Here is a 1,235-nt window from a genome sequence, read left to right as displayed (position 1 = left end):
AACTTGCATGTGTTAGGCACGCCGCCAGCGTTCATCCTGAGCCAGGATCAAACTCTCAAATAAAAGTTTATCAGGCTCAGATACTATTGTTATCAAAATATCTGGCTTTATGGTTTGTTTCTTGTTTATAAATTAACCTACTGTTTAATTTTCAAAGTTCTTTTGTCTTATTTTTGTGCTCCTTTTGGGCACTCATATATAATATCATCTATGTTATTCTAAGTCAACGCTTTTTTAACTTTTATTTTAATTATTTTTTTGTCAAAACAAAAATAGCTCATATTAATGCATTTTTAAACACCTCAATACAAGCTATTTACATATTTAGACTTATTTTTATAATTATTTCAACTTAGATATTTTTGTATACCTATGTATATCGCCCACGCTATCTTTTCTTGATATGTTTCATCTGTCAAAAGTTTACATTCTTTTTCATTTGATAGAAAACCACACTCTATTAACACTGATGGAATATTATTTTCTTTCAAAAGGTATATGTCATCTCTAGGCTTAACTTCTCTGTTATTTGTTTTATCTACTACTCTTTTAAGTTCTTCTTGAATACACTTCGATAATTCCTTGCTATCTTGTTTATCTTTAGGATAAAAGGTCTGAGCTCCATAGTATTTAGACTGTTCAAATGCATTTAGATGTATGGATACGAACATATTAGCATTGGAATTAGAAATTATTTCTTTCCTATTTTTTAAGTTCTCATTATATTTTTGTCTTGTAGTTTTATTATTTTCTTCTTTATAGAGGCTACTGTCATCTTCTCTGGTTAATATTACAAGACCTCCACTTGATTCTATAAGCTCTCTAAGCTTAAGTGTTATTGCTAAGTTGATATCTTTTTCAGATGTGCTCTTATCCTTGTTTAATGCTCCTGGATCAATACCTCCATGACCAGCATCTAAAATTATTGTTTTATTTGTTATTGGCATATATTTGATAACATCTTCAGAAATATTTTTCACTTCAAATATTGATACTATTACTAGACACACCATAACAAAACTAAAAATTATATGTTTTATGTACTTTCTCACAACATCACCCTGTATATGTATACTTATAAAAACACTATAATATTCCAAATATTAGTACAAACATTTAAATTTCACTTTAGTATTTATCAATCTCTATTTTTTAATATTAATATATGATTACATAAATATGCTATATTCACGTCTACTCTAAATTCCTATTTTTAATTATTATCTAATAACAGG

Annotated in this window: 1 protein-coding gene and 1 rRNA gene; both read right to left on the bottom strand. The window is 27.4% G+C overall.

What is annotated here, in order from left to right; genetic code table 11:
- Positions 1–63, bottom strand: a 16S ribosomal RNA gene (locus KGF48_RS19735); the annotation flags it as partial.
- Positions 64–347: 284 nt separating this feature from the next.
- Positions 348–1,052 (bottom strand): N-acetylmuramoyl-L-alanine amidase CwlD, encoded by a 705-nt coding sequence (cwlD, locus tag KGF48_RS19730; protein WP_227436991.1) that lies wholly within the window; start codon positions 1,050–1,052, stop codon positions 348–350.
- Positions 1,053–1,235: the final 183 nt, after the last annotated feature.

The organism is Clostridioides sp. ZZV15-6388 (assembly GCF_020657755.1).
Classification (GTDB): domain Bacteria; phylum Bacillota; class Clostridia; order Peptostreptococcales; family Peptostreptococcaceae; genus Clostridioides.
The sequence above is the reverse complement of the archived record's forward strand: the minus strand, read 5'-3'. Positions and strand labels throughout refer to the sequence as shown.